Origin of the sequence: Rodentibacter heidelbergensis (assembly GCF_002000125.1) — a bacterium.
Lineage (GTDB): Bacteria > Pseudomonadota > Gammaproteobacteria > Enterobacterales > Pasteurellaceae > Rodentibacter > Rodentibacter heidelbergensis.
In genome coordinates, this window is record NZ_MLHH01000009.1 from 68,771 (window position 1) to 88,526 (window position 19,756).

General features: G+C 40.9%; 18 protein-coding genes. 16 read left to right on the forward strand and 2 right to left on the reverse strand.

What is annotated here, in order from left to right; genetic code table 11:
* Positions 1-4 precede the first annotated feature (4 nt).
* From secY to rplQ, 7 genes are all read left to right on the forward strand, one after another.
* Entirely contained in the window at positions 5-1,330 is a 1,326-nt protein-coding gene (gene secY / locus BKK48_RS04460; protein ID WP_077426964.1) for a preprotein translocase subunit SecY, read from the forward strand.
* A gap of 28 nt (positions 1,331-1,358) precedes the next feature.
* Positions 1,359-1,472 (forward strand): 50S ribosomal protein L36, encoded by a 114-nt coding sequence (rpmJ, locus tag BKK48_RS04465; RefSeq protein WP_005625868.1) that lies wholly within the window; start codon positions 1,359-1,361, stop codon positions 1,470-1,472.
* Between the two features lie 141 nt (positions 1,473-1,613).
* Positions 1,614-1,970 (forward strand): 30S ribosomal protein S13, encoded by a 357-nt coding sequence (rpsM, locus tag BKK48_RS04470; protein WP_059366018.1) that lies wholly within the window; start codon positions 1,614-1,616, stop codon positions 1,968-1,970.
* Between the two features lie 12 nt (positions 1,971-1,982).
* Positions 1,983-2,372, forward strand: coding sequence for a 30S ribosomal protein S11 (gene rpsK, locus BKK48_RS04475; RefSeq protein WP_005543603.1), 390 nt, complete (start codon positions 1,983-1,985; stop codon positions 2,370-2,372).
* A 32-nt stretch (positions 2,373-2,404) separates the two neighbouring features.
* A complete protein-coding gene (gene rpsD / locus BKK48_RS04480) occupies positions 2,405-3,025 on the forward strand; it encodes a 30S ribosomal protein S4 (protein ID WP_077421667.1) in 621 nt (206 codons plus the stop codon).
* Between the two features lie 31 nt (positions 3,026-3,056).
* A complete protein-coding gene (locus tag BKK48_RS04485; RefSeq protein ID WP_077426965.1) occupies positions 3,057-4,040 on the forward strand; it encodes a DNA-directed RNA polymerase subunit alpha in 984 nt (327 codons plus the stop codon).
* Positions 4,041-4,082: 42 nt separating this feature from the next.
* The gene (gene rplQ, locus BKK48_RS04490) at positions 4,083-4,466 is read left to right on the forward strand and encodes a 50S ribosomal protein L17 (protein ID WP_077415382.1); all 384 of its coding nucleotides are present in this window, start codon (positions 4,083-4,085) and stop codon (positions 4,464-4,466) included.
* Positions 4,467-4,761: 295 nt separating this feature from the next.
* On the opposite strand, the gene BKK48_RS04495 is transcribed toward rplQ, so the two are convergent.
* On the reverse strand, positions 4,762-5,691 hold the full coding sequence (locus BKK48_RS04495; RefSeq protein ID WP_077426966.1) for an AraC family transcriptional regulator: 930 nt from the start codon (positions 5,689-5,691) through the stop codon (positions 4,762-4,764).
* A 192-nt stretch (positions 5,692-5,883) separates the two neighbouring features.
* On the opposite strand from BKK48_RS04495, the gene hchA reads away from it, so the two are divergent.
* Positions 5,884-6,753 carry a glyoxalase III HchA gene (gene hchA, locus BKK48_RS04500; protein ID WP_077426997.1) on the forward strand — a complete coding sequence of 290 codons (870 nt, stop codon included), beginning with the start codon at positions 5,884-5,886 and terminating at the stop codon, positions 6,751-6,753.
* A 147-nt stretch (positions 6,754-6,900) separates the two neighbouring features.
* Positions 6,901-7,884, forward strand: a complete 984-nt coding sequence (locus BKK48_RS04505) for an NAD(P)H-quinone oxidoreductase (RefSeq protein WP_077426967.1) — start codon at positions 6,901-6,903, stop codon at positions 7,882-7,884.
* 19 nt (positions 7,885-7,903) lie between these two features.
* Here BKK48_RS04505 and BKK48_RS04510 read toward each other — a convergent pair whose 3' ends face one another.
* A complete protein-coding gene (locus BKK48_RS04510) occupies positions 7,904-8,218 on the reverse strand; it encodes a DUF5389 family protein (protein WP_077426998.1) in 315 nt (104 codons plus the stop codon).
* 135 nt (positions 8,219-8,353) lie between these two features.
* On the opposite strand from BKK48_RS04510, the gene BKK48_RS04515 reads away from it, so the two are divergent.
* The 7 genes from BKK48_RS04515 (at position 8,354) to tamB (ending at position 19,751) form a co-directional block, all read left to right on the forward strand.
* Positions 8,354-10,849 (forward strand): class I adenylate cyclase, encoded by a 2,496-nt coding sequence (locus tag BKK48_RS04515; protein ID WP_077426968.1) that lies wholly within the window; start codon positions 8,354-8,356, stop codon positions 10,847-10,849.
* Between the two features lie 121 nt (positions 10,850-10,970).
* Entirely contained in the window at positions 10,971-11,600 is a 630-nt protein-coding gene (locus BKK48_RS04520) for a response regulator (RefSeq protein ID WP_077426969.1), read from the forward strand.
* A gap of 161 nt (positions 11,601-11,761) precedes the next feature.
* On the forward strand, positions 11,762-12,337 hold the full coding sequence (gene rpoE / locus BKK48_RS04525; RefSeq protein ID WP_077426970.1) for an RNA polymerase sigma factor RpoE: 576 nt from the start codon (positions 11,762-11,764) through the stop codon (positions 12,335-12,337).
* An 18-nt stretch (positions 12,338-12,355) separates the two neighbouring features.
* Positions 12,356-12,937 (forward strand): sigma-E factor negative regulatory protein, encoded by a 582-nt coding sequence (locus BKK48_RS04530; protein WP_077426971.1) that lies wholly within the window; start codon positions 12,356-12,358, stop codon positions 12,935-12,937.
* Between the two features lie 76 nt (positions 12,938-13,013).
* Positions 13,014-13,964: a sigma-E factor regulatory protein RseB gene (gene rseB, locus BKK48_RS04535; protein ID WP_077426972.1), complete on the forward strand. Its 951-nt coding sequence runs from the start codon at positions 13,014-13,016 to the stop codon at positions 13,962-13,964.
* A 145-nt stretch (positions 13,965-14,109) separates the two neighbouring features.
* The gene (gene tamA, locus BKK48_RS04540; RefSeq protein ID WP_077426973.1) at positions 14,110-15,846 is read left to right on the forward strand and encodes an autotransporter assembly complex protein TamA; all 1,737 of its coding nucleotides are present in this window, start codon (positions 14,110-14,112) and stop codon (positions 15,844-15,846) included.
* A gap of 8 nt (positions 15,847-15,854) precedes the next feature.
* On the forward strand, positions 15,855-19,751 hold the full coding sequence (tamB, locus tag BKK48_RS04545; protein ID WP_077426974.1) for an autotransporter assembly complex protein TamB: 3,897 nt from the start codon (positions 15,855-15,857) through the stop codon (positions 19,749-19,751).
* The last annotated feature ends 5 nt before the right edge of the window (positions 19,752-19,756 follow it).

A 19,756-nucleotide genomic window follows, 5' to 3' on the forward strand; every position in this document is an offset into this window, starting at 1 on the left:
GCAAATGGCTAAACAACCAGGTTATCAAACCAGAAGTACTAGTAGTGGTAAAAGTGAGTTAAGAAGTCGCTTACTTTTTGTTTTAGGCGCACTTATCGTTTACCGTATTGGTTCGTTTATTCCGGTCCCTGGTATTGATGCAGCCGTGCTCGCTCAATTAGTTGAACAACAAAAAGGCACCATCATTGATATGTTTAACATGTTCTCTGGTGGTGCTTTGAGCCGAGCTTCCATTCTTGCGTTAGGTATTATGCCGTATATTTCGGCGTCTATCGTGATTCAATTGTTAGCAACGGTATCTCCGGCTTTAGCCGAATTAAAGAAAGAAGGTGCAGCGGGTCAGAGAAAAATTACCAAGTATACACGTTATGCAACGGTGGTTTTTGCAACGATTCAAGCTGTAGCGATTTCTACTGGCCTACCGAATATGTTACCCGGATTGGTTCCTAATATAGGATTTGGATTCTATTTTACTTCTGTGGTGAGTTTGGTTACCGGAACTGTGTTTTTAATGTGGTTAGGTGAACAAATTACAGAAAGAGGAATTGGTAATGGGATTTCTATTTTGGTTTTTGGTGGTATCGTAGCGGGTTTACCTTCAGCTATTCTGCAAACAATTGAGCAGGCTCGTCAAGGGCAAATGCATCCATTAGTTCTTTTACTAATTGCAGCAATTGTTTTCGCGGTAACTTATTTTGTTGTTTTCGTGGAAAGAGGACAGCGTAGAATTCGCATTGAATATGCTAAACGTCAGCAAGGGCGTCAGATCTTAGGTGGACATTCAACACACCTCCCATTGAAAGTGAATATGGCAAATGTCATGCCGGCAATTTTTGCGTCAAGTATTATTCTATTTCCGGCTACACTAACACAATGGTTTGGTCAAAATGATAAATTTGAATGGTTGAATAATTTATCTATGTTGTTAAACCCAGGTCAGCCTCTTTATTTGCTTGTTTATGCAATTGCAATTATTTTCTTCAGTTTCTTCTATACAGGGATGCAATATAATCCGCGTGATACAGCAGATAATTTAAAGAAATCTGGTGCATTTATTCCAGGGATTAGACCAGGCGAACAAACATCTCGTTATATTGATAAAGTCATGACCCGTTTAACTTTAATTGGTGGTCTTTATGTAACGTTTGTATGTTTAGTTCCCTATATCATGACATCGGCTTGGGATGTTAAATTCTACTTCGGTGGAACATCGTTATTAATCGTTGTCGTTGTAATTATGGATTTCATCGTGCAAGTTCAGAGTCACTTAATGTCGTCTCAATATGAATCTGCCTTGAAAAAAGCAAACCTCAAAGGTTTCGGACAATAATTGTCCAATTAACATAAAAGGATAAGCAATGAAAGTTCGTGCTTCCGTAAAGAAAATGTGTCGTAACTGTAAAATTGTTAAACGTGAAGGTGTTGTACGTGTATTATGTAGCGACCCTAAACATAAACAACGTCAAGGTTAATTGAACGCTTTTTCTTGCAAAGAACCGGTTGAGTAGTTTATACTACTCAGCTCATTTATGTCCTTGATATTCTGTTTGAGTATCCTGAAAACGGGCTTTTCATGATCAGAATATCAATTAATTTAAAAATAGGAGTGCATAGTGGCCCGTATTGCAGGCATTAACATTCCTGATCACAAACACACTGTAATCGCTTTAACTGCCATTTACGGTATCGGTAAAACTCGTTCAAAAGCTATTTGTGCTGCAGCGGGTATTGCTGAAGATGTTAAGATCAGAGAATTGTCTGAAGAGCAGATTGACAAACTGCGTGACGAAGTTGGTAAATTTACCGTTGAAGGTGATTTACGTCGTGAAGTAACACTAAACATCAAACGTCTTTTAGACCTAGGTTGTTACCGTGGTTTACGTCATCGTCGTAGTTTACCGGTACGTGGTCAACGTACTAAAACGAATGCGCGTACCCGTAAGGGTCCTCGTAAGCCGATCAAAAAATAGTCGGGGTAAATAATGGCTAAAACACCAGTTCGTGCACGTAAACGTGTAAAAAAACAAGTTGTAGATGGCGTTGCACATATTCACGCATCTTTCAATAATACAATCGTTACTATTACTGACCGTCAAGGCAACGCTTTAGCATGGGCAACTGCTGGCGGTTCAGGTTTCCGTGGTTCTCGTAAATCTACTCCGTTTGCTGCACAGGTTGCGGCAGAGCGTTGTGCTGAAATCGTTAAAGAATTCGGCTTAAAGAACTTGGAAGTTATGGTTAAAGGTCCGGGTCCGGGTCGTGAGTCAACAATCCGTGCATTAAATGCAGCGGGTTTCCGTATCACGAACATTACCGATGTGACTCCGATTCCTCATAACGGTTGTCGTCCACCGAAAAAACGTCGTGTTTAATAATGGCGTAGCAGGATAATTGGAGAAAGAAAATGGCAAGATATTTGGGTCCTAAACTCAAGCTCAGCCGTCGTGAAGGCACTGATTTGTTCCTCAAATCAGGCGTGCGTGCGATTGATTCAAAATGTAAGATTGATACAGCACCAGGTCAACATGGTGCTCGTAAGCCACGTTTATCTGACTATGGTAGTCAGTTACGTGAGAAACAAAAAGTTCGCCGTATTTATGGTATTTTAGAGCGTCAGTTCCGTAACTACTATAAAGAAGCAAACCGTTTAAAAGGTAACACAGGTGAAAACTTATTAGTGTTACTCGAAGGTAGATTGGATAACGTTGTTTATCGCATGGGATTTGCAGCAACGCGTGCAGAGGCTCGTCAATTGGTGAGCCACAAAGCGATTGTTGTAAATGGTCGTGTTGTGAATATTCCATCTTTCCAAGTTTCAGTTAATGATGTTGTTGCTGTTCGTGAAAAATCTAAAAAACAAGCTCGTATTAAAGCATCGTTAGAATTGGCAGAACAAAGAGAAAAACCGACTTGGTTAGAAGTTGATGCTGCTAAAATGGAAGGGGTATTTAAACGTATTCCTGAACGTTCCGATTTATCAGCAGATATTAACGAACATCTGATCGTTGAGCTTTACTCTAAATAATAGTTAAGCTTAAAAGCAAAGAGAGGATAAAATGCAGGGTTCTGTTACAGAATTTTTAAAACCACACTTAGTTGATATTGAGCAAATTAGCACAACACATGCTAAGGTGATCCTTGAACCGTTAGAACGAGGTTTTGGTCATACGCTAGGAAATGCATTACGTCGTATCCTTCTCTCTTCAATGCCGGGTTGTGCTGTCACTGAGGTAGAGATTGATGGCGTATTACATGAATATAGCAGTAAAGAAGGCGTTCAAGAAGATATTCTTGAAGTGCTTTTAAACCTTAAAGGTTTAGCGGTTAAAGTACAGAATAAAGATGATGTTATTCTGACACTAAATAAATCTGGAATTGGCCCTGTTGTTGCAGCAGATATTACCCATGATGGTGATGTTGAAATTGTAAATCCGGATCATGTAATTTGCCATTTAACCGATGAAAACGCATCTATTAGCATGCGAATTCGTGTTCAACGTGGTAGAGGATATGTATCGGCTTTATCAAGAACTCAAACAGATGAGCGTCCAATTGGCCGTTTATTGGTTGATGCTTGTTATAGCCCGGTTGACCGCATTTCTTATAATGTGGAAGCCGCCCGTGTGGAACAACGCACAGACTTAGATAAATTAGTCATTGAGTTGGAAACAAACGGAACATTAGATCCAGAGGAAGCAATTCGTCGTGCTGCAACGATCTTAGCAGAGCAACTCGATGCATTCGTTGATTTACGTGATGTTCGTCAACCTGAAGTTAAGGAAGAAAAACCGGAGTTTGATCCGATTTTATTACGTCCTGTTGATGACTTAGAGTTGACAGTTCGTTCTGCTAATTGTTTGAAAGCAGAAACAATTCACTATATCGGTGACTTAGTACAGCGTACAGAAGTTGAGTTATTAAAAACGCCTAATCTTGGTAAGAAATCCCTTACTGAAATTAAAGACGTACTCGCTTCCCGTGGTTTGTCACTTGGTATGCGCCTTGAAAATTGGCCACCGGCAAGTATTGCCGAAGATTAATTTGTGGTCATAGGTTAAGATTTTTCTGAGAAGGATGAGATCATGCGCCATCGTAAGAGTGGTCGTCAACTAAACCGTAATAGCAGTCATCGCCAAGCGATGTTCCGTAACTTAGCAAGTGCTTTAGTTAGTCACGAAATTATCAAGACAACTTTGCCTAAAGCTAAAGAATTACGTCGTGTAGTTGAGCCGTTAATTACATTAGCAAAAGAAGACAGCGTTGCAAACCGTCGTTTAGCATTCGCTCGTACCCGTAACATTGAAACTGTTGCAAAATTATTCAATGAATTAGGTCCACGTTTTGCTAAACGCCCGGGTGGTTATACCCGTATCTTAAAATGTGGTTTCCGTGCAGGTGATAATGCACCAATGGCTTACATTGAATTAGTTGATCGCCCAGAAGTTGCAGAAACTTCTGCGGAGTAATCATTAAAAATAAAAAGCTCGCATTTTGCGAGCTTTTTTGTAGTTGTAGTTTGGCTTACTCTGTCTAAAAGCGTGTTAACCGTTAATTTAATAGTTAATCATGTGTTATTCGTACTGAGCAATGTAAAAATGCTCAAGCATGTTGCCTACTATCCAATATATTTATTTCGGTAGAAATTTAAACATTTAGGGACTATTCCTCTTTGAACACTTGATTTCGCATAAATTTATGCGGTTGTGTGTATTTGTATCATGAGGATTCCGTTCGTATTTTATTCCTTATTATTCTTAATTCTTAGATTGGCACTGATTTGCCTTCGTTCCCTCGTTCCAGTCTATCTTTCTTTGCAGTGATACCAAAAAATCGTTTATATTCACGGGAAAACTGCGAAATGCTTTCATAACCGACCAAATTAGCAGCCTCAGCAATAGCATATTTTTCTTGTAAAATAAGCATCCTCGCTTGTTGTAAGCGGATTTGTTTTTGGAATTGCATCGGACTAATTCCTGCAATCATTCGGAAATGTTGACGAAATGATGAGGCACTCATTAACGCCCTTTCAGCAAGGCTGGCAAGCGTATTTTTTTCTTGTGGATTTTGTTTTATCCAAGCCATGACCTCAAGAATTTTATGGGTTGTTGTTCCATCTTTGAGTAACTTAACCAGTTCAGGATGGGCATGAAAAAGTCTTAACGCAATTTCGTGTTTTATCAGGCTGGCAAGAGGTTGAGTGAGACCTGTTTCTTGTAGGGTATCGACAAGCCTGGAAAGATCTTCGAGGAGTTTCTTATTCGCATTAAATACACTAAAAATAGGGTTGGCTGTTTCTTTGTTTATTTCCTGATTATTCAAGGCTAATTCACAAGCGAGATGAGCAAGTTGGTTGAAATCAAATTCCAATGCTAGGCCTAAAAAAGGTTTATCGGATGAACATTCGGGGATATAGGCAAATCCCGATAGATTGGCGCCAATAAATAAAACTTGCCCGGTTTCATAGCAAATAGGCTTATCACCAAGTGTAATTTCCTTTCGCCCCTGTAATGCAACGACAATGCCTAGAGGTTGTACACAAGGTAAAGAATAATAAGGTGTATCATGACGGTAGAAACTCAGTCCCTCAATTTGGCTATAAACTCGTCCCTCTTTTGGAAGATAAGGTAAAATTTTATGGATGAGTTCTTGATAAAGTGCGGTCAGATTTTCCGCATTTTTTGTACTTGCCATTTTCTGCAATTGATAAGAAATTCAAATGCAAGAAATTCTAGCAAAGTTTCTATTGAAAAGGGATTTTGACAATAAGGATCTGTCAAAAAAGGCAAGGAAAATATCATTTTAGGCAAATGGAATAATCTATTTTTCGTTATAATGCGTGCCGAATTTATTCGGAGTGATATTAACAAATTAGGAGTTTTAAACATGACTGAATTAAGCAAACAACCTGTACGCGATTTTGCAGAGCATAATGCTTATTTCCCTTCAGAATATTCATTATCACAATACACCAGCCCAAAAACTGATTTTGATGGACTGAAATTTGAAACCGCTTACCGTGGTGATAAAAAAGTGTTGATGATTGCCACAGACGAACGCTATTTACAAATGCAAAACGGCAAATGGTTCTCAACGGGCAATCACCCCGTAGAAACCTTGTTACCGATGCTTCACATTCACAAAGCCGGTTTTGAAATTGATGTAGCGACACTTTCAGGTAACCATGCGAAATTTGAGATGTGGGCAATGCCGGCAGAAGATCAGGCGGTGGCTGAGATTTATAATGAATACCTGCCAAAACTCGATAAACCGGCAAAATTAGCGGATATTATTGATGAGGTTACGGCAGAAAATTCACCTTATGTTGCGGTATTAATTCCGGGTGGACATGGCGCATTTAACAAAATTCCTAAAAGCCGTGAAGTAAAACGTGTTTTAGATTGGGCAATGGCAAATAACAAATTTATCATCACACTTTGCCATGGGCCGGCCGCTTTAGCCGCCGCAGCAATCGATAAAGCGGACAGCGACTTCCCGTTCAAAGGCTATGAACTTTGTGTATTCCCTGATGCATTAGATGAAGGGGCGAATATTGATATTGGTTATATGCCGGGGAAATTACCTTGGTTGTTGGCCGCCCGTTTAGAGCAATTGGGAATGAAAGTGATGAACCAAGGCATTAGTGGTCAAGTTCATAAAGATCGCAATTTGCTGACGGGGGATAGCCCACTTGCCGGTAATCGATTAGGTATTTTAGCCGCAGAAGAATTATTAAAATCAGTAGGTTTAAAATAATTTCTGACTGAATGCCGTTGTTATCAACGGCATTTTTGTATCCCAATACGTAGGGAAGTCATGTCGAAGCGATAATAAATCTTGTCGAAAAATGACCGCACTTTTTATCGAAATCTTCAGTTTTACTCTTTTTGTAAGGGGAATTCTATGAACCAAATGAAACGTATCAATATGCACTCACCCGGCGATCCCTGCGTATTATTTATTGAAAACGCAGACATTCCTGAGCCGAAATCGGATGAATTACTTATCAAGGTTGCCTTTGCCGGGGTTAATCGTCCGGATGTGATGCAACGTCAAGGGTTGTATCCCATGCCAAAAGGGGTTAGCCCAATTATGGGATTGGAATTATCAGGCGAAGTGGTGAAAGTGGGGGAAAAGGTTCAACATTTTAAGCTAGGTGATCGGGTTTGTGCCTTAACCGATGGCGGCGCTTATGCGCAATACTGCGTGGTGAAAGCGGCGCAAACACTCCCCATTCCACAAGGGTATAGCTTGCAAGATGCCGCTATGTTGCCGGAAACTTTTTTCACAGTTTGGGCAAATCTTTTTATGAAAAAACAGATGAAAAAGGGAGAGAGCTTATTGGTTCATGGTGGGACGAGTGGGATTGGCATCACCGCTTTAGCGATTGCGAAAAGTTTGGGTATCAAAACCTTCTCTACGGTGGGCAATGCAGAAAAATGCCATGTGGTGGAACAACTTGGCGCAACGGCAATTAATTATAAAACAGAAAATTTTGTCGAGGTGATTCGGCAACACCAAGAGGGCGTTGATGGCATCTTAGATCTTGTCGGGGCTCGATATTTTGATCAAAACCTTGAAATCTTGAATAAAGATGGCCGAATGTTTCTCATCGGTTTTATGGGGGGCGCTATTGCTAAAGAGGTCGATTTGCTCAAAATTGCAGTAAAAAGAGCGATCATCACCGGTTCGACCATGCGGGCCAGAACAAGTGAAGAAAAGGCAGAAATTGCCCAATCATTGCGTGAAAATGTATGGGAAAAATTGGCTAAAGGAGAAATAGCGAAACCGCTTTTACATCAATGCTACGATTTTCATGCCGTCGCACAGGCTCATACAGAAATTGATAAAGGCACCCATATTGGAAAAATTCTGTTAGCATTTTAAGGTTTAGTCATTGCAGGGTTTATGCCGCACTAACCAAACCGATATAGCTTAAAATACCGTAAAAAATGACCGCACTGATAATAAGCAATCGTACTGCCTGTTTGGGATATTTTCTATGCAATTGATAAAGCAAGCGTGCAACAATGGCGAGGATAAAAGGATAGATCCAAAAAAAGGTCAAAAAAAGCTGAATTTGCCCTTCGCTTAATGCCGGGTTTTTCGAAAAAGCGGTAGAAAGCAGTAAAGCCAACGGCCAAAGCAAAACAGGCAGACAAAAAGCAGCAAGTCCCCAAGCAAATGGACTAAATGTGGTAGGCATTGATGAACGTTTCATAATTGTCATGTCATGTAAGGAGAGGGAAGAATATAGCAAATGTTGCTCATCTTGGATAGCCATTCTTTCGCTTTGCTTTCATTGCCTTGAAGTGGTAGAGTATTCGCAATTTTTTCGATCCGCTAGGATACCGTATTGAAATACGATCTCAATCGGGCAAGAAAATACGTCGAAAACCTAGATAAACGCCGTTTAGAACGTGCTTTGTCAACTTCCGGTGACGGATTACAACGCGTGTTGTTTTTGCTCCCTTTATTACTTCAATTAAATCATCCACGTTTACCCGGTTATGTCGTGCAAGCTCCTTGTGGCATTGCCGGTTTTTGCCTGTCTGATTACCAACAACAATTTCTTTTGACGGAATACCCGACATTTTATGATCAAATTAAGCCGCAAATTTATGGTATTACCCCCGCTGTTTTAGGTTTGTATGTGATGGGGAGCTTCGGTTCAATCAGTCAAACGAGTTATTCTGATTTAGATACTTGGATTTGCCATGCGGACAATTTGACGGAAGATGAACGGGATTTATTAATGGAAAAAGCCCAAAAAATTAAAGAATGGGCAATGCAGTTTGACGTCGAAATTAATTTTTATCTGATGGATCAGCAACGCTTTCGTAAAACGCACAATGCAGATTTGCTGACTAATGAAAACAGTGGTTCGGCACAATATATGTTACTTCTTGATGAGTTTTACCGCTCAGCAGTGCGTTTGGCAGGAAAGCCTTTGCTTTGGTTGCACTTGTGGGTTGATGATGAGGCGGATTATGAAAAAGAGGTCGAAAAACGAATAAGAGAAGGAGAGCTTGATCCGCAAGATTGGGTGGATTTTGGCGGCTTAGGCCAATTTTCCTCAAAAGAATATTTTGGTGCCAGTTTGTGGCAGCTTTATAAAGGAATTGATTCGCCTTATAAATCGGTACTCAAAATTTTATTATTGGAGGCTTATTCTAAAGAATACCCCAACACCCGCCTCATTGCCCGCCAGTTTAAAGAAGATTTATTCTCGGGAAATACGACACCGGCACATCATTTTGATCCTTATATTGCGATCCTCAATAAAGTGACGGATTATCTGACCGCACTTTCTGAATTTAAGCGTCTTGATTTTATCCGCCGTTGTTTTTATATCAAAGTAACAGAAGATCTAACGCCTTATAAAATCAGTAATTGGCGTATTAATTATATACGCATTTTAGCGCAAGAATGGGGCTGGAATTCAGCGTTGATCCAAGAGCTAAATCAGCGACCGTTTTGGAAAATCAAACGGGTTAAAGAGGAACATGAGAATTTAGTCAAATTTTTAATGATGAGCTACCATAGTTTAATGCACTTTGCCCGTAAGCATAAAATCAGCTCAAGCATGGTTCCTCAAGATATTAATATTCTGACCCGAAAACTCTATACGGCATTTGAAGAATTGCCGGGGAAAATCATTTTGCTGAATACGCAAATTTCCCGTAATTTATCGGAGCCTCACCTTTCTTTCTTGGAAGTGAGAGATAATAAACACTTTAAAGACGGCTGGTATTTTATCAACAAACCGCCAAGTGAAATGATGTTTTCTGAAGACCGAGTGATTGAATACAGTGAAAGTCTGAATACCTTGGTGGCTTGGGCTTATTTTAATCGATTATTGACAGAGGACACGGAAATTCATTTATTCAGCCATTCTGTTGATATCGAAACCTTGCGACATTTTGTCACGGATTTACGTCAGTCTTTTTCTCGCCATTTGCCGGCGCCGGCAAGTGATGCGTTGGCGGCCACGTCTTGTGAAATTCGTCATATTGTCATTGCTGTCAATTTAACCACCGATCCCACCTCGTCAATTGTTGAATTTAAAGACAAGCTTTCAGCCAGTGACTTATTTAGTTTTGGTGCATTGGAACAAAATTTAGTGGGGAGCATTGATTTTACTTATCGTAATATTTGGAATGAGATTCAGACATTGCATTTTGAAGGGGCTAATGCGGTTTTAGTTGCCCTAAAAGTGCTTTCCAATAAAATTCACCAAGGTGGAAAAGGCCCGAGTTCCGTGAAGGTATTTTGTTATAGTCGGCATTATCGCCAAGCCTTGCGTGATCTTGTAAGAGGATTGGTGAACCGCTGTATTAGTATTCAACTTGGCGATAGCCAAATGCCGAGTATCCCTCGTTTGCGTGTTGCGGGAAAAAACTGGCAATTCTTCTTTGAAGAAAATGGCATTAGTTTGCAAGAAGTCGAAAATGATCCGCAAAGTGCGGTTGATTTTGATGACGTTTTGAAAACCCCGATAGAAGAGAAATCGGAAGATTTTGATGAAAACCGTCAACATCCTGCAGAAATGGATCTTTTTGCAAGCGAGGGTTTTTTACAATTTTTCTTTGAAGATAACAGCGATGGCACGTTTAATGTGTATTTATTGGACGAGGCCAATCATTTAGAAATCTATCGCCATTGCGATGGCGTGAAAGATGACAAAGTCAGACAAATTACCCAGCTTTATCAAAGCTCTAGCCTTGAGGGCGAAAATCCCTATCATATTGAATCGGGGGATTTTAATTATCCACAGTTTTATCAAATCCAACACACTCATCAAGGGGCAATACAAATTCTGCCTTTTAAATATCGGCGAAATGTACAATAAAACGATTGTGATGAGATAAATGAATGGTGAAGTACTTGGAAGCGAAGTGAAATCCCCATAAAATAGTGCCATTTTTTTAAAGTGAATGTTGAGATAACCTCATCACTTAGGAGTGAAAAATATGCAAGAAAAGTTAAATGTTTTACTCATTGACGACCATCCATTAATGCGTCGTGGTATTAAGCAATTGCTTGAATTAGACGAAAAATTTAATGTCATTGCAGATGCCGGCAGTGGTACTGAGGGCATTTCTTTGGCATTACAAACCTCACCGGATCTCATTATTTTAGATCTTAATATGAAAGGGCTATCAGGTTTGGATACGCTAAAAGGTTTACGCGCAGAAGGTGTGGACGCCCGCATCATTATCCTCACCGTTTCCGATGCCAAAAGTGATATTTTTGCATTAATTGATGCCGGGGCAGACGGTTATCTTTTAAAAGATACTGAGCCGGATACATTGCTTGAACAAATAAAACGTATTGCACAAGGCGAGGTGATTTTAAGCGATTCAATTAAAGATTTACTGATTGAGCGTGAATATCGTCAAGAACCGATGGATTCTTTAACGGATCGTGAAAAAGGCATTTTAAGCCTAATTGCAACCGGGTTATCCAATAAACAAATTGCAAGTCAGTTATTTATTTCTGAAGAAACGGTCAAAGTCCATATCCGCAATTTATTGCGTAAACTCAATGTCCATTCCCGTGTTGCGGCAACAGTATTGTATTTTGAATATAACAGACATTAATAAAATTAGCTCAAAATGAGTACAGGCTGCGATGTCGGTATGATGCCGTGAACAGAAGATTATTTTAGGTTGAACTTTTTAAAATCCCTTATGTCAGATAAAGCAACAAAAGCTTGCTGTCTTGGATATTAAGGCGTGTTAGACATAGCATTAGGAGAAATATGGCTGAACAGCTAACCGATCAAGCTTTGGTAGAAAGGGTACAGCAAGGCGATAAAAAAGCCTTTAATTTGTTGGTTTCGCGGTATCAAAATAAGGTGGCAGGGTTATTGACCCGCTATGTTTCGCGTAATGATATTCCCGACGTTGTGCAGGAATCCTTTATAAAAGCCTATCGTTCCATTGAATCTTTTCGGGGCGATAGTGCATTCTACACTTGGCTATATCGAATTGCCGTCAATACGGCGAAAAACTACTTAACGGCACAAGGGCGTCGCCCGCCAAGCGAAGATATTCTCGCAGAGGATGCCGAAAACTATGATGCGGGTATCCACCTTCGTGATGTGGACACCCCGGAAAATGAAATGTTATCCGGTGAGTTGGAAAAAATCGTCTTTGATACCATTCATACGATGCCGGAAGAGTTAAAAACGGCGATCACTCTTCGAGAATTAGAAGGTTTAAGTTACGAAGATATCGCACAAATTATGGATTGTCCCGTAGGCACTGTACGTTCTCGAATTTTCCGTGCTCGTGAAATTATCGAAAACAAAATACAACCGCTTATGCAACGTTAGAATAAAGTGGAGTTTGAAATGCAAAAAGAGCAACTTTCAGCCTATATGGATGGTGAACAAGTGGATGCCTTGTTTACCGAAACACTGTGTAATGATAAAGCTTTATGCCAATCTTGGGCGGCTTATCATATGGCTCGAGCCGTCATACGGAAAGAAAGTGCGGTTGTTTTAGGCGCTGATTTTACGGCAAAAATGGCGGATTTGATCGAGAAAGAAGAGATCGAAAAAGTAGCGATAACGCAATCTCAACCGACCGTTGAAGAAGTGAAAAACTTGCCATTTATGCGTAAATTCAAGGCGTTTTTTGCACCGGTTGCACAAATTGCTGTGGCAGCGAGTGTCTGTTTGGTAGCGGTGCTGGGTGTGCAGTCATTTAATGCGAAAAATGATGTGAACAATGTACCGGAAACCCCGATTTTACAAACCTTACCTTTTAATAATTCGGTACAAGAAGTTAGCTATAATGCACCAAATAAAGATGTGGCAACCAGCGATCAAATGGAACAAAAAAACCGCCGCATTGGGGCAATGTTGCAAAACTATGAATTACAGCGCCGTATGCATGCGAATTCATTAAATATTGGCAACAACCAGAAGTAATCATTGAATAAACGTAAACCATTCACCACAACGCTTTGATGATGTGGTGAATTTTTTTATGAATGATTGAAAATTTATGAAGAAAATAGTCTTAAAACTGACCGCACTTTTGTTTACTCTGTTTTGCACAGTTTCCGCCTCGGCAGAAGAAGTGTCACCAAAACAAATTTTAGAAAAAATGGCGCAATCGGTGAACAGTCTTAACTACGAAATTGCCTTTGTGCAAACCTCTTCGACCAATATGGATTCTTTCCGTTATCGTCATATTAAACGCGATAATAAAACCTATGCTCAACTGGTTACCCTTGACGGCGAGCAGCAAGAAATTATTCAGCGTGATAATTTAGTCAGTTATTTTCAATTAGGCTCTCGAGCTTTCACTCTGAATAGTGGCAGTATTGTGGATGCCTTACCCTCGGTGATTCGTAGCAATTTTGATAAATTATCAGAGCATTATGATTTTATTATGATGGGCGAAAATCGAGTTGCCGGTCGTTTCACAGACACTATTCGCATCGTACCTAAAGATGATTTTCGCTATCAATATGTGGTGTTTATTGATGAAGAAAACAGCTTATTATTGCGTAGCGATATGCTCGATCGTGAAGGCAAATTATTAGATCAATTCCGCGTGGTGACGCTTTATATTGACGATCGCCTTAAAGGATTGACGGATTATTTGAATAAAGTTTCAATGCCACCGTTATTAAATGAAACCCCTAATAGTGTTTCTTCCCTTAGCTGGAAAGCCGATTGGTTACCGAGTGGGTTTACAAAAATCCGCCATAGCCAAGATTTATTTGAAAGTGAAATCATTGATAGTGCATTATTCAGTGACGGATTATTCACCTTTACCCTCTATGTAACAAAGGCAGAAAATCCACAACCAAAGCAGGATCAAACCTGGAAACAGGGCGAATATACCCTATATAGCGAAGTCATTGGCGACAAAGAAATTACCTTTATCGGACAACTCCCTATTGCTACGGCAAAACGAATCGTACAGGAAGTGAAATTTTCCCAATAATTGCGGTATGATATCGCCGTTACACAAAATAAAAAAATGGGACGCCAATAGGCGTCCGTTTTATAAGAAACGAAAATAACCTTATTGGTAATCAGCCTATTGTGGGTTTCTGACCAATAAACCAATTATCCCTTTAGTGAAAGTTATGAAAAAATCTCCTCTCAAATTGACCGCACTTTTACTTTCTCTCTCGGCATGGCCAGTATTTGCCGAACAAACCGTCGATATTGATATTCAAGGCATTAAAGGGGAGCGTGCTATTCGCAACACCGCATTGAATGTTGAGCTCATCAGCAAAGAAGAAATGGATGGTTCTGACCGCTATAAACAGCTTGTCATTGATGCTGTTGATAAAGGCTTACGGGTATTTGGTTATTATGATTCTTCCGTCACCTTTGAATTGAAAAAGCGAAAAGGTGAACGGGATTTGCTTATCGCCCATGTCAAACCGGGGGAACCCACACGCATTGCGGGGGTAGAGGTCAAAATTGAAGGGGAAGCGGCGCAAGATGAACATTTTGAGGCATTACGCAAAAATTTACCTAAAGAGGGGGAATTGGTTGAGCATCAAAAATATGATGAGTATAAAAGCAGTATTTCAACCCTTGCCCTTGCCCGCGGTTATTTAGATGGAAAATTTTCCGTTTCCCGTTTAGAAATCAGCCCGGAAACCTATCAAGCCTGGTGGCGTATGCTATTTGATAGTGGGGTGCGTTATCATTATGGTGAAATCACATTCAATAATACGCAAATTCGTGAAGATTATTTGCAAAATATGTTGAAAATTAAACCGGGTGAGCCTTATTTGCTCAGTCAACTTTCTACCTTGTCTAATGATTTTTCCTCAACTAACTGGTTTAGCTCAGTATTATTGCAACCGCAGGTTGATGAAGAAAATAAAGTGGTGAATTTAGAGGTGTTGATGTATCCACGCAAAAAAAATGCCATGGAATTAGGTGTCGGCTTTGCCACCGATACCGGCCCGCATTTACAGATTGGCTGGACAAGGCCTTGGATTAATGATCGTGGACACAGCTTTCGTACCAATCTTTATGTGTCTTCACCAAAACAAACCCTTGAGGCGGTTTATAAAATTCCCCTATTAAAAAATCCGTTAAATTATTATTACGAATTTTCCGGTGGGGTGGAAAATGAGGATGATAACGACACGAAAACCACGACTATTACGCTTGCCGGATTGCGTTATTGGAATAATGATGCAGGTTGGCAATATTTTGCCGGTGTGCGGGCGCGTTATGATAAATTTACCCAAGCGGACATTAATGATAAAACCCTACTGGTTTACCCGACCGGCGGGTTTAACCGCACCCGTTTACGGGGGGGAATGTTCCCAACTTGGGGGGATTCGCAAAAAATTACGGTGGATGTGGCTTACAAAGGGCTACTTTCCGATGCGAGTTTTTTTAAAGTGCAAGCCTCAACGGGTTGGATTCGTACTTATGCGGAAAATCACCGAATTATCACTCGTGCGGAAATCGGCTATTTACATACCAAAGATATTCACAAAATTCCGCCCGCACTTCGTTTTTTTGCTGGGGGCGATCGTAGTGTGCGTGGTTACGGTTATAAAAAAATCTCACCGAGAGATCAGAATAATAAACTCGTAGGGGGTTCCCGTTTACTCACCGGATCTTTTGAATATCAATATCAAGTTTATCCCTCATGGTGGGGGGCAACCTTTGTGGATGCAGGCCTTGCTGCAAATCGTTTTAGCAATGAAGAATTACGCTATGGCGCAGGTGTTGGGGTGCGTTGGGCATCGCCGGTGGGGGCGATTAAATTCGATATTGCGACCCCTATTCGTGACAAAGATGACAGTAAAAATATTCAATTCTACATTGGTTTAGGCACAGAAATTTAGGGGAAATTATGTCAGAACAAGAAATCAAAGTGCAAGAAAAGCCGCCTGCTCAGCCTACACCAAAAAAGAAAAAATCCTACTTACGCAAAGTGTTGTGTGTCACAAGTGCGGTCATTTTTGTGCCGGTTTTTACACTGGTGGGCGCACTTTCTTTTGATGCGGGTCAACGAGGCTTGCTCCAATTGGCGGATAAACTGCTTGATAGTCTTTCCATTGAGCAAATCGAAGGTGGGTTACAGCAAGGGCTAGTTTTGCAAAATGTACGTTACCAAAGCGAAGGCGTTGATACCCGCATTGCCCAAGCACGTTTACAAATGGATTTTGGTTGCCTCATTTCCGGCAAAATTTGTGTGGAAGAGATGGCTGTCAATCAGCCGGAGATCCTCATTGATAGCTCAAAATTACCGCCATCGGAACAAGAGCCTCGGGAACGTTCACCAATGAAAAAAGTGCGTTTACCCGTCAGTTTTGAGGTGAAAAATCTCAGGTTGGATCAACTCAATTTTCAATTGGATCAAACCCATATTGCCCTTAAGCATTTTCAAAGTGCAGTCAGTTTAAATAATGAAGCGGGATTAACATTAGCGCCGACTGAAATCAATGTCCTTAACATTAAAAGCGTTCAACTAGACCAACCTGAAAAATCAGTATCAGAAAAGAATAATCAACCGATAGATTGGGCTGCGATTGAGCAAAATTTAACCCCAGCATTTTTAGGCAATATCACGGAAGTCAATTTACCCTTTGATCTGCATATTCCAAGCCTTAGTGCGAAAGATTGGCATTATGTGGTGCAAAATGAACAGGGGGAAACATTACAGCAGATCACACTTTCCGCTTTTCTTTTGCAAGCCGATGCCACGGGGCATCTTGCTCAAGTGCAGAAATTGGCATTAGACAGTTCGTTAGGCAATGTGACAGCCCAAGGCTCACTACAACTTAACGGTGATTTTCCTGTGGATTTCACCCTCACTTCCTCACTCAATGCGTTTAAAGCCAAAGACAAAGAAATCTTACCGAAAAGCGATATTACGCTTTCGCTTTCCGGTGCATTGAAAAAAACAACATCCCTTGCTTTAACCACAAAAGGGGTATTAGATGCCGAGCTCAATGGCGAGGTGAAATTGGCAGAGGAAAAAATGCCGTTAAACCTTACGCTGAATGCCAGCAAAGGAAACTATGCTTTCGCTGAAAATTTACCGCCACTTAAAATCAAGGATGTCAGGTTAAATGTTAGCGGTAATCTCTTGGATTATCAGGCAAAACTTAGGGGGAATGTGGAAGGGATGACGCATATTCCTGCAACGGATTTATCCCTTGATGTGAAAGGAAAATTGTATGAGGTGGACATCAACGAATTACATCTCAAGGCATTGGAGGGTACGGCAAGATTAACCGGATCGGCAAGCTGGAAAGCAGGGGCGAAATGGGAAGCGGAAGCGAATTTGAATAAAATGAATATTCGCCCTTATGTGCCAACGATTCCGGCGGTATTATCCGGTCAATTGGTGAGCTCAGGGGCGGCGAGTACGGCAGGCTGGCAGGTGGATATTCCTCATATTGATTTAACCGGTAGCCTCTCCCAGCGTCCGCTCAGTTTGAAAGGTCAGGTCTTTTTAAGTGATAAGACTTTACTTAATATCCCTGAATTGTTGCTTAATTATGGCGATAATCGGATCTATGCCAAAGGTGTATTGAGTGAACAATCGGATCTGCTATTCGATATTCATGGGCCGAATTTGCAGGGATTATACGGCGATTTAAGCGGTTCATTGATTGGTAAAGGAACACTTAAAGGGGATTTGGTGGCCCCTGATGTGAAGCTGGATCTTAATGCCAAAAATCTTCACTGGCAGAGCCTTGATATCGCCAATGCCATCGTTCAAGGCGAGGTGTCGAGTGCACCGTTGGTGAAAGGAAATCTGCTCGTTAAAGGGGGCAATCTTCGTTATGGCGAAGCAGTGGCAATACGCTCGGTGGATTTCACTCTCTCGGGTGATGAAAAAAAACACCAACTCAGCCTGCGTTCTCAAGGTAAACCGGTAGCGGCAAATTTACAAATCTCGGGTAATTTTGACCGCACTTTACAGCAATGGAAAGGCACGTTAAGTCAAGTGCAAATTGACACCCCAATTGGAGAGCTAAAACCTACTCAACCTATTCCGCTGACCTATGATAATAAAACCATACAAGCCACAATTGGGGCACATTGTTGGGTGAATAGCGAATTTGACTTGTGTTTTCCGCAATCTTTTAACGCAGGTAAAAAAGGGGAAATTCCATTTAACCTGAAGCGAATTAATTTGAATTTAGTGAATAAATTGATTGAGCAGGATAGCCTAAAAGGGCAACTAAGAAGCGAAGGAAAAGTGGCGTGGTTTAGTGATAAACCTTTTGTGTTAAATCTTGCGCTAAATGGCGATAATCTCGCTTTAGCACAGAAATTGGATTACCGCACTTTTAAATTGGCTATTCCACAACTTAGGCTCAATGCGGAGATTCAAAATAATAATCTGATATTAAAATCGGACATTAATGTTCAAAATCAAGGTCGTATTCGTACGGATTTAAAACTCAATGATTTAAGTGGCACCCGTCAGCTTGGTGGTACATTTAACATTGAGGGTTTAAATTTAACTTTATTCAATCAACTATTTAGCCAAGGCGAAAATATCAGTGGCGATATCACTTCGTCACTGAGTTTTGGGGGAAATCTTGAAAAACCTTTGTTAAACGGCAATGTTGATCTTCGAAATGTGAAAACCACCTTAAAAATGTTACCTTTTAAGGTGACAAATGGCGAAGTGGCCCTGCGTTTTTCCGGCACCCATTCAACCTTGCAAGGTCATATCCAAACCCCGGAGGGGCAGCTGAAAATGAGCGGACAGGCCGATTGGACGAATATCGCCAATTGGCGAACAGAAGTTCGGGCTGAAACAGAAAACTTTAAACTTGATCTTCCTGCAATGGGAAAACTTCGCCTTTCCACCAATGTGCTGGCGAAAGCCACCCCCCAATTATTGGAATTATCGGGAAACGTTGCCATTCCTTGGGCAAGAATTAAAATCGACAGCCTACCGGATAATGCTGAACCGGTGAGTGAAGATGAAGTCATTTTAAACGGGCCACGGAAAAGTAAACCGGAATTAATTAACCGTGAGTTTGCCTCAACCACCCAATCCGGTATGGCGATTCGTTCTGATCTTAAGATCAACATTGGTAATGATGTGCATTTTGATGCCTATGGGTTTAAATCGAATTTGGAGGGAGTTCTTTCGGTTAAACAAGAAAAAGGACGCTTAGGGCTATATGGACAAATTGACCTCAAAAACGGGCGTTATGCCTCTTTTGGACAGGATTTGGTCATTCGCAAAGGACAAATTCACTTTTCCGGTTTGCCTTCACAACCTATGCTGAATATTGAGGCGATTCGTAATCCGGAAGCGATGGAAGATAACAAGGTTACTGCAGGGGTAAAAGTGATTGGGGTGGCGACCAATCCGGAAGTCACGGTGTTCTCTGAACCGGCAAAACCACAGGATCAAGCCCTTTCTTATTTATTAACCGGGCGTTCTTTGGAAAACAGTGGCGAAGCAGGCTCAGCCGGCTCGGTGGGGGCGGCTTTACTGGGAATGGGCTTAGCGAAAAGCGGTAAATTTGTGGGCGGAATTGGCGAAGTCTTTGGTATTCAAGATCTCAATCTTGGCACAGCCGGTGTCGGAGATAGCTCAAAAGTTCAGGTGAGCGGGAATATTGGTAAAAATCTCCAAATAAAATATGGCGTTGGGTTATTTGACGGATTGGCGGAGGTGACTTTGCGTTATCGCCTGTTGCCACAACTTTATTTCCAATCCATTTCAAGCACCAACCAAGTGTTTGATTTACTTTATCAGTTTGAATTTTAGGAACC